We start from the raw sequence: 9086 nt of genomic DNA, 5'->3' as shown, positions 1-9086 counted from the left end.
CAGCTCCGGCCTCAGCCCCGACGAAGGCCTTTGGCACCGCACCGGATGGGCCGGACGAGCCTGACACACCCGGGATTTACACACGTTTTGTCCTACTAACCCAAAAAAGCAGCTCCGAGGAGCTGCTTTTCCGTGGAGCGGACGACGAGATTCGAACTCGCGACATCCACCTTGGCAAGGTGGTGCTCTACCAGCTGAGCTACGTCCGCACATGTTGTTTGCCTAGTTGCTACCGGGCTTCCAACAACAAACAAGTTGCCTCGTTTTGGTGGGCGATACTGGGATCGAACCAGTGACCTCTTCCGTGTCAGGGAAGCGCGCTACCGCTGCGCCAATCGCCCGTTGCCGGGTCCTTTGATAAGGAGAGCGGACGACGAGATTCGAACTCGCGACATCCACCTTGGCAAGGTGGTGCTCTACCAGCTGAGCTACGTCCGCACATGTTGTTTGCCTGGTTGCTACCGGGCTTCCAACAACAAACAAGTTGCCTTGTTTTGGTGGGCGATACTGGGATCGAACCAGTGACCTCTTCCGTGTCAGGGAAGCGCGCTACCGCTGCGCCAATCGCCCATGCATCCAGAATGACCTGGAAGGCATGGTTTTCACCGAGGTGGGTACGGGATTCGAACCCGTGTATACGGCTTTGCAGGCCGCTGCCTCGCCTCTCGGCCAACCCACCGTGTAAGCAGGATTCCGGGGAATTCATGCCTGACAGTGCCTTGCGAGCGGACGACGAGATTCGAACTCGCGACATCCACCTTGGCAAGGTGGTGCTCTACCAGCTGAGCTACGTCCGCATTGTGGGTCGCTCCGGACCGCCCTTCAGGCATTCCGTCGCTTTCCGACGAGTAAAAACTCTATAGGAGGTTCCAGCAAACTCCAAATCGAGCTCGCCGAGTTCCCGGCAATGGGGGCTGGATCCTTGAATTTGCGGGGAATATTGGGACTTCCACTGCTGTAATTCCACACATGTAGTTCAAGCTGGCCGACCCGTTTTGCATTCCCGGCAGCGTGGGCTAGTCTTCTATATGCACCGGGCAGTTGATGCACGAGCACCCGGGCGATTGGCGCAGTGGTAGCGCGCTTCGTTCACACCGAAGAGGTCACTGGTTCGAACCCAGTATCGCCCACCAGCAGAACCCCTCCGGACTGGTATCCAGTCCGGAGGGGTTCTTTCGTCATCTGACCATCGTCTCGGAATTATGTGCCCGTTCTACTTTACGAACCGCTGTGCAGGCATACCCCGTGCATGGGTGGAGAGGAAGAAGCAGAGCGGATTGGGACCTCTTTTGAGCCGTCCGGACCATTGGCGGAATTGGCACTCAAGCTCCTATCCTGGCCTCAAACTGACAACGCTGACGACGAAGCTGACGACAATCATTCCGCCAGATACTTCCGTCGGTCCTCGGTGACTGTGGCCCTCGTAGAGGGAAACCTCCCAAATGGGGTGATCTCAGGGAAGAGTTTCGCCCGAGAGTGCTGCTCGATGGGCGGCAGACACTGTCGGCGCGATGGGCCCGATAGGCGTTTCGAACCCAGGTTGCTGCAGGACGTCCCCCGACTCTTAGACTTGTGACGAGACGCCGCCGAAAGGGCTGGCGGTAATAGGGGGAGAAGCATGGCCGACCGGGTTGAGAGCGCCGAACAGCCGAAGCCAAAGTTGTTTCGTGTGAGTTCGCTCCAGCTGGATCTAACCAACCCGCGGTTCGAAGATCCTGCGGAATCACAACGAGAAGCGATCAACCGAATGATTAATCTCGACAAGAACAAGCTCTATGCACTCGCTGCCAGCATCATGGCGACAGGACATCTCAATCCGACTGAGCTCCCGATGGTGGTCAAGGAACGTCGGAAAAATGTTGTGGTGGAGGGCAACAGAAGGCTTACGTGCCTCAAATTGTTGCTGGATCCGTCTCTGTCTGACGACCGCAATGCAAAGCGTCGATTTGAGCAGTTGGCGTCGGGATCGTCGCACCCCGTTCCACTCCAAATGTTATGCACGCCCTTCGGCGGGCGCGAGGAGGCGAATCCATGGATCCATCTTCGGCACACTGGATCAAACGATGGTGTTGGCGTATCGGGATGGTCCTCCGCTCAAGCAGGTCGGTTCAGTGCCCGACAAGGTCGGCGGCGTCGTCGGGAGGAGCAATTTGTCGATTGCATCCGCACCGCCTACTCCGGTGACACGGAACTGCTGGATGCCCTCAGGCTTGTGCAAGAGAGCCAATACACCACGCTCGGGAGATTACTGATCACTTCCGAGGTCGTTCATGCAATGGGTCTTCATGTGAAGGATGGTGAAATGCATCTGGTGGCAAACCCGGACGATGCTAGGGGCCTGATCCTTAAGGTGCTGCAAGATTTGTCAACTCCAAGGGATACCAAGAGTGGACAAAAATCCTGGTCTCGGCAGTTGAATCACAAACAGGACCGCGTTGATTACATCATGGCCTTCAAGTCGATGCATCCCGAAATCGACCCGAGGAGAGTCCCCAAGATAGGTCAACCAGTTGGGGAAGCAGTCGCAGTCACATCTGAATCGCCCGCTAGGTCATCTGCGGCGGCGGGTATTCCCAATGAGCCGGCATACACCGCTCCTCCGCCTAGTATTCCGCATCGTGGGATGAGCGTTGAGCAGTACCTCTTCAGCTCCGTTGACTTCAGTGGCTTCAATCCACGGCTCCAGCAGCTCGGTCTGAATGCGAGCAGGGTTCGTTTGGACCCTACGTTTGACGTGGCGGGTATTTTGGCTCGTGTCGTCGTGGAACTTTGCACAATGGAGTTTCTTGAGCGACACCAGATCGCGCCGCGTAAGGCGCTTTGGCAGGACATCAGATCTGCGCTCACTCGGCTGGATCCGGAAGTTCAGGATGAGCATCGGGCCAGAAGGGAACTTCACTTAGTGTTTAGGAGCATAGACCAAGGCACCAAGGGCCTTGCCGTCAGGTCTATGCACGATTTCGTTCACGATACGATTGCCACGCCAGGTCCGAGTGAGGTCCGACATATCTCTCAGTTGTTTACCCCGTTTTTGCAGTCGATGAGTGCAAACCTACGTAGTGGCCATCCCGGGAATCGGCGGGCATAGTAGTCACCATGCGGTTCTTATCTCCTCTTAGGTATCCGGGCGGCAAGGCGAAGCTAGCTCCCTATTTTGGGCGCTTGATTGATGCCCAGAAACAACCAGTCAATCACTATGCTGAGCCCTTCGCTGGCGGTGCTGGTGCGGGACTGCATCTTCTCCATTCGGGAAAAATTCAGTACCTGCACATAAATGACATCAACCCTGGAATCGCAGCCTTTTGGCGCTGTGTGTTCTTCGACACGGGATCCTTCATCGAACGCGTAATGACTTCACCTATCGATGTGCCCGAGTGGTGGGCTGCTCGAGAAGTGTATGATTCCCCGGCCGGGCATAGTGATCTCGACTTGGGTTTTGCCACGTTCTACCTCAATCGAACAAACCGCTCGGGGATTCTAACGGCAAGACCCATCGGCGGGCTTGACCAAGCAGGTCGATGGAAGATTGATGCTCGTTTTAACAAAGTGGACCTTGTGGCCAGAATACGTCTATTGCGTTCTTACGCGGCGAGCGTCCAGGTGACGCAAATGGATGCCAGCGATTTCCTGTGGAGCCTTGAGTCGTTTGGATCTGAGCTCCTTGCATACGTTGATCCACCGTATCTCGTTCAGGGCGATGACCTATACCTGCACGCTTACTCTGAATCCGCACACTTGAACTTGGCAACGCAACTCGCCGAAATTCGCCTTCCATGGGTTCTGACCTATGATTCCGATCCGCGAATCAGTGAAGTCCTCTACTCGGACCAGCGATGCGCCGAGTTCGGTATCTCTCATACGGCCCAAGTGCAGCACATAGGCAAAGAATATGTTGTGTTCAGCAAAGACCTGATCGTCCCAGACATGCAGATTACTGCGCGATCAGAGGCGGCTTGGCTGGCATAGGTTCCGGTTGATGGGGCCGTCTTGAAGCAGCGGGGCCTATGTGGAGGAGGATTCTGTCGGTGCTCTGTGTCAGAGTCTTTGTATGACCGCTCCACTGCTTGCCCACGCTACTGACTACGGCCGAATGTACGCCCGTTCCACCACGGAACAGTTTTCGGTGCCTTCCATAACAACTGTCATTGCGCAGCAGGCGCACTCCCTGGACGGCTGGTTCAGTTTCATGGGAGCAAGCAGCCTGGCGGCCGATCCGGAATTGCCCGCGCTCATCGGGAGCCCCGCCCGGATCAGGCAGGCAGTGAATAAGGCGTCGAAGGCCGCGGAAACGTACCGGGACGAGGCTGCCGCACGCGGGGACCGTGTCCATACCTATTGTGAGCAGGTGGCACTGCGCGCCCTGGGACGCCCGCACCGCATGCAGGAGTGCAGGGACGAACTCGCGGCCAACGGTGAGCAGGCCTTTGCCGCAAGGTTCGACGACTGGTGGGAGCTGTACGGCGTTGAGCCCCTTGCCCCGGAAATTACCGTGTGGAACAAGAGCGTGGGCTACGCCGGAACACTGGACCTGGTGGCCAGGATCAACGGCCGCATTTGCCTGATTGACTACAAGACCAAGGGAACCTCCCGGGACGGCACCGTCAAAGCCCTCGATGACAAGGTAGTCATGCAGTTGGTGGCGGGCATGAAGGCCGAGGAAAGTCTGGTGGATCCCGTGGCGGGGGAGTGGGAACAATGGAAGTTTGGTCAGGACCCCATGCTCCTGGCCGTCGCAATCGGCGAAACGGAGGTGCGTCCGCAGCGGGCCAACCCTGAGGTCCTGAAACACCACTGGTGGAAGTTCTGCGCCTTGCGGCGGGTCTGGGAAATGTCCGCCGATGTCTCGGCCGCCGGTCAGGCCCTTCTGCCGATCGCACCGCCACCCCTTCCCGCCTCCGGCGTCAGGATCGGTGTCGGCGCCGCAGGCAACTAAGCCGGACCAAGCTCCTGATCCTTCCTCTCAACTAAACTGGCTAAGGCTCCGCAGCATCCGGACCAGAGGCAGACGATCGTGAGGACTGACAGCAGATGGCAATTTTGAGTATCCGAATCATCGGGGATCCGGTGTTGCGCACCGTGGCGGATCCCGTCACCGACTTCGGACCGGAACTCGCCAAGCTGGTAGCAGACATGATGGACACCATGGAAGATGTTGACGGCGCAGGCCTGGCAGCCCCGCAAGTGGGCGTGAGCCTGCGGGTCTTCACCTACCGCATCGGCGGGGCAGAGGGACACATCATCAATCCTGTCCTGGACAACAGCGAAGACTTCCAGCCGGATGAGGTTGAGGGTTGCCTGTCCATTCCAGGACTTGGCTTCCCGGTTCGCCGCCACCGCGCCACCACGGTCACCGGCGTGGATCTCAACGGCAATCCGGTCACGGTGGAGGCCGAGGGAATGCTGGCGCGCTGTTTCCAACATGAGAACGACCATTTGGACGGAGTCCTGTACACCGACCGTTTGGAAGGTGAGGACCGCAAAGCCGCACTGCGGGCCATCCGCAACGGCAACTACCACGCGGTTACTGAGCAGACCACTTCCAAGCGGGCCACTTCAGTGGGTTCCAGCTTTGGTGGCGGCAGCTTCGGGATTCCGGAGTGAGGGTCCTGTTCGCCGGTACGCCGGCGGTTGCTGTTCCTTCCCTTAACGCTTTGGTGAACGCGGGATTCGATGTTGTGGCCGTACTGACCCGGCCGGACGCGCCGCTGGGACGCAAGCGGGTGCTTACCCCCTCGCCCGTGGCGGCCCGTGCTGAAGAACTTGGTATCGAGGTGATCCGGGCAGCGAAAGTGGACGCTGAGGTCACGGCGGAAATAGCCGCTATCGCACCGGACGTCGCCGCCATTGTGGCCTACGGGGGCATAGTTCCCCGGGCAGCCTTGGAAGTGCCGACCCATGGTTGGGTGAACCTCCATTTCTCGCTGCTTCCTGCGTGGCGGGGCGCTGCGCCGGTACAGCGCTCCATTATTGCGGGCGATGATGTTACGGGCGCCGCCACCTTCCGTTTGGAGGAGGGGCTGGACACCGGCCCGGTCTTCGGAACCCTGACCGAAACGGTTCGCGACGACGATACCGCCGGTGATCTCCTGGGCCGGCTCTCCGACAGCGGTGCTGTGCTGTTATGCCAGACCCTGTCCGCTATCGACGCCGGCCAGGCAGCCCCACAAGCTCAATCAGGCGACATCTCCTTGGCGCCAAAACTCACACTGGAGGACGGCAAACTGGACTGGCACCAGCCAGCCCTTGCTTTGCAGCGGCGGTCCCGTGGGGTCACCCCCGAGCCGGGCGCGTGGACCACCCTGGAAGGCCAGCGGATCAAGCTGGAACCGGTGTCCTTGCGTCCCGACGTCAGGGACCTGGATCCCGGCGTGGTCCGTGCTGAAGGTAAGTCTGTCCTGGTAGGCACGGGCTCCCATGCCGTTGAACTGGGCCGCATCCAGCCCGCAGGAAAGAAAATGATGCCGCCGGCCGACTGGGCCCGCGGCTTGGCAGCAGGCGGGAAAGTGGTTTTTGAATGAGTGAGTCAGGCCGCCGAGGCCCCAACAGCGGCGGAAACCGGGATGGCCGCCGGAGCCAAGCCGCATCGGGGAAACAAGGTCCCCGCGGCGACAGCAAGCGCAACGCCCAGGGCCGGGAACGGAACAGGGGTCCGCAGAAGGGGTTCTCCTCGAGTACCCCGTCGCAGCGCACCAGGCGGGCGGATCCGGCCCGTTTGGTTGCCTTCGAGGTGCTTCGGGCCGTTGCTTCGGAGGACGCCTACGCCAATCTGGTCCTCCCGGCGCGCATCCGCGAACACCGGCTGGACCGCAGGGATGCCGGCTTCGCTACCGAACTAAGTTACGGGGCTTTGCGGGGCCAAGGCACCTACGACGCCATCCTGGCCCGTTGCGTCGACCGTCCCCTGGAGCAACTCGACCCCGCCATCCTTGATGCCCTCCGGATCGGCGCACACCAGTTGCTGTCCATGCGCGTACCGGCCCATGCGGCCCTGGACCAGACAGTGGGCCTGGCCCGTGCCGTGATCGGTGCCGGACCGTCGTCGCTCATTAACGCCGTCCTTCGAAAAGTGACTGCCCGCTCGCTGCAGGAGTGGCTGGACATGCTGCTGGACAAGGAAGGCGATGCGACCAAGGTCGCGGCGCTGCGCCACGCCCACCCGGAGTGGATCGTCCGGGCGTTGCGCCAGTCCTTGGTGAACCACGGCCGGCCCGTATCCGAGATCGAATCCCTGCTGGAGGCGGACAACGCCGCGCCGGTGGTTAACCTCGTGGCGCTGCCAGGCGTAGGCAGCCTGGACGAAGCACTCGAACTGGGCGCCACCCCGGGCGAACTGGTGGAAGGCTCCGCGCTTTCGTCCGGTGGCGACCTCGGCAGGCTCGAATCCGTCCGTGCGGGGACCACGCGGGTCCAGGACGTTGGATCACAGCTGGTTGCCCGTGCTGTGGCGGACGCCGTTGTGGACACCGGATCAGCTGGTAGCGAGCGTTGGCTGGACCTCTGCGCGGGACCAGGAGGCAAGGCGGCGTTGTTGGCTGCATTGGCCTACCAGGGTGGAGCAACCCTGCTGGCGAACGAACCCGCGCCGCACCGCGCCAAGCTGGTCCAACAGGCTTTGTCCGCGGTTCCCCAGGACTCGTGGACAGTCCGGACCGGTGACGGCAGGGAAGTGGGCTCCGAACAGCCCGGATCCTTTGACCGGGTGTTGGTGGACGTTCCTTGCAGTGGACTTGGCGCCCTTCGCCGGCGCCCCGAGTCGCGTTGGCGCCGCGCCCCCAAGGATGTGGCCGACTTGGGTCCGCTCCAGCGGGAACTCTTGAACTCGGCCATCGACGCCGTGAAGCCCGGCGGAGTGGTGGGGTACGTCACGTGCTCGCCGCACCCCGCGGAAACAACCGCCGTCGTCGGGGATGTCATGGCCAAGCGCGCGGATCTTGAGTTGCTCGACGCCGGCAAGGCACTTGACGCTGTGAGCCTCACCGGCCATTTGGGCGCCGGCCACGAATTGACGGCGCAGCTTTGGCCGCACGTCCACCAGACCGACGCCATGTTCCTGGCGTTGATCCGCAAGAAGCCGTAGCCGGCTCCTGCGGGTAGCGGACCTCACCCGGTCCGCCGCCCGCACGCGCCAGTCCATTACAACATCGAAGGGGAAATTCCTTGTCCCAGTGCTGTATCAACCCGAGCATCCTCTCCGCGGACTTCGTCAACCTCGAGGCCGAACTCCAGCGCATCGGCACTGCGGACGCAGTGCACGTGGATGTCATGGACAACCATTTTGTCCCCAACCTGACACTGGGCCTGCCCGTCGTGCAGCGGATCCAGGCCGTCAGCCCCGTGCCGCTGGACGCGCACCTGATGATTTCCGACGCCGACCGCTGGGCACCTGCCTACGCAGACGCCGGTGTTGCCTCAGTGACCTTCCACGCCGAGGCGGCGATGGCCCCGGTGAAGCTCGCGCGCGAACTGCGGGCCCGCGGGGCAAAGGCAGGCATGGCGCTGCGGCCCGCCACGCCGGTGGAGCCGTATCTGGACATGCTCAGTGAACTGGACATGCTCCTGATCATGACCGTGGAACCGGGGTTTGGCGGCCAGGCCTTCCTGGACGTCACCCTGCCGAAGATCCGCCGGGCCCGCGCGGCCGTGGACGGCTCGGGCCTCGGCGTCGCCATCCAGGTTGATGGCGGTATCACGGAGGAGACCATTGTGCGCGCTGCCGAAGCAGGCGCCAATGTCTTCGTAGCCGGCTCGGCCGTCTACGGCCACGAAGATCCGGCGGCCGCCATTGACCGGCTCCGGACAGCCGGCTCGAAAGCCGGCCAAGCCACTCGGTGACGTCCGCTACCGGATGTTACGAAGATGGCCGGGAATAGTCCGGCCATCTTCAAGGTTGTGGCAGAATATCAACACACATATACGTGCTCCGGGGTCGGTGTAAGTCCGAACCGGCGGTCATAGTCCGCGACCCGCGCGCCAAGGGAATCCAGCCATGGATACCGGAGGCAGACGGTTGAACCGGTGGAATTCCGGTACCGACAGTTAAAGTCTGGATGGGAGAAGCACGTACAGTCACGCCGTGTGCGTCCAAT

At 61.2% G+C, this 9086-nt stretch carries 7 protein-coding genes, 7 tRNA genes and 1 riboswitch; of the genes, 8 read left to right on the top strand and 6 right to left on the bottom strand.

What is annotated here, in order from left to right; genetic code table 11:
* Positions 1 to 133 precede the first annotated feature (133 nt).
* From ACIPV6_RS22745 to ACIPV6_RS22720, 6 genes are all read right to left on the bottom strand, one after another.
* Positions 134 to 209 (bottom strand) — tRNA-Gly (locus ACIPV6_RS22745).
* 57 nt (positions 210 to 266) lie between these two features.
* Positions 267 to 341 (bottom strand) — tRNA-Val (locus tag ACIPV6_RS22740).
* A 24-nt stretch (positions 342 to 365) separates the two neighbouring features.
* Positions 366 to 438 (bottom strand) — tRNA-Gly (locus ACIPV6_RS22735).
* Between the two features lie 57 nt (positions 439 to 495).
* Positions 496 to 570 (bottom strand) — tRNA-Val (locus ACIPV6_RS22730).
* A gap of 38 nt (positions 571 to 608) precedes the next feature.
* Positions 609 to 679, bottom strand: a tRNA-Cys gene (locus ACIPV6_RS22725).
* Positions 680 to 724: 45 nt separating this feature from the next.
* A tRNA-Gly gene (locus ACIPV6_RS22720) sits at positions 725 to 797 on the bottom strand.
* Positions 798 to 1058: 261 nt separating this feature from the next.
* Here ACIPV6_RS22720 and ACIPV6_RS22715 point away from each other — a divergent pair.
* The 8 genes from ACIPV6_RS22715 (at position 1059) to rpe (ending at position 8832) form a co-directional block, all read left to right on the top strand.
* Positions 1059 to 1133 (top strand) — tRNA-Val (locus ACIPV6_RS22715).
* Between the two features lie 485 nt (positions 1134 to 1618).
* Entirely contained in the window at positions 1619 to 3088 is a 1470-nt protein-coding gene (locus tag ACIPV6_RS22710; protein WP_400273060.1) for a hypothetical protein, read from the top strand.
* 8 nt (positions 3089 to 3096) lie between these two features.
* On the top strand, positions 3097 to 3966 hold the full coding sequence (locus ACIPV6_RS22705) for a DNA adenine methylase (RefSeq protein WP_400273059.1): 870 nt from the start codon (positions 3097 to 3099) through the stop codon (positions 3964 to 3966).
* An 82-nt stretch (positions 3967 to 4048) separates the two neighbouring features.
* On the top strand, positions 4049 to 4933 hold the full coding sequence (locus ACIPV6_RS22700; protein ID WP_400273058.1) for a cytochrome: 885 nt from the start codon (positions 4049 to 4051) through the stop codon (positions 4931 to 4933).
* A gap of 95 nt (positions 4934 to 5028) precedes the next feature.
* Entirely contained in the window at positions 5029 to 5601 is a 573-nt protein-coding gene (gene def, locus ACIPV6_RS22695; protein ID WP_400273057.1) for a peptide deformylase, read from the top strand.
* Positions 5598 to 6518 carry a methionyl-tRNA formyltransferase gene (gene fmt / locus ACIPV6_RS22690; RefSeq protein ID WP_400273056.1) on the top strand — a complete coding sequence of 307 codons (921 nt, stop codon included), beginning with the start codon at positions 5598 to 5600 and terminating at the stop codon, positions 6516 to 6518. The genes def and fmt overlap by 4 nt, the downstream gene beginning before the upstream one ends.
* Entirely contained in the window at positions 6515 to 8077 is a 1563-nt protein-coding gene (locus ACIPV6_RS22685; protein ID WP_400273055.1) for an RsmB/NOP family class I SAM-dependent RNA methyltransferase, read from the top strand. Before fmt ends, ACIPV6_RS22685 begins: the two co-directional genes overlap by 4 nt.
* Positions 8078 to 8157: 80 nt before the next feature.
* Positions 8158 to 8832, top strand: coding sequence for a ribulose-phosphate 3-epimerase (rpe, locus tag ACIPV6_RS22680; RefSeq protein ID WP_400273054.1), 675 nt, complete (start codon positions 8158 to 8160; stop codon positions 8830 to 8832).
* Positions 8833 to 8911: 79 nt separating this feature from the next.
* Positions 8912 to 9064, top strand: a riboswitch (FMN riboswitch).
* Positions 9065 to 9086: the final 22 nt, after the last annotated feature.

This window comes from Paenarthrobacter sp. NPDC089988 (assembly GCF_044748465.1).
Classification (GTDB): domain Bacteria; phylum Actinomycetota; class Actinomycetes; order Actinomycetales; family Micrococcaceae; genus Arthrobacter.
Note: the sequence above shows the minus strand (reverse complement) of the source record. Positions and strands in the feature narration are given on the sequence as shown.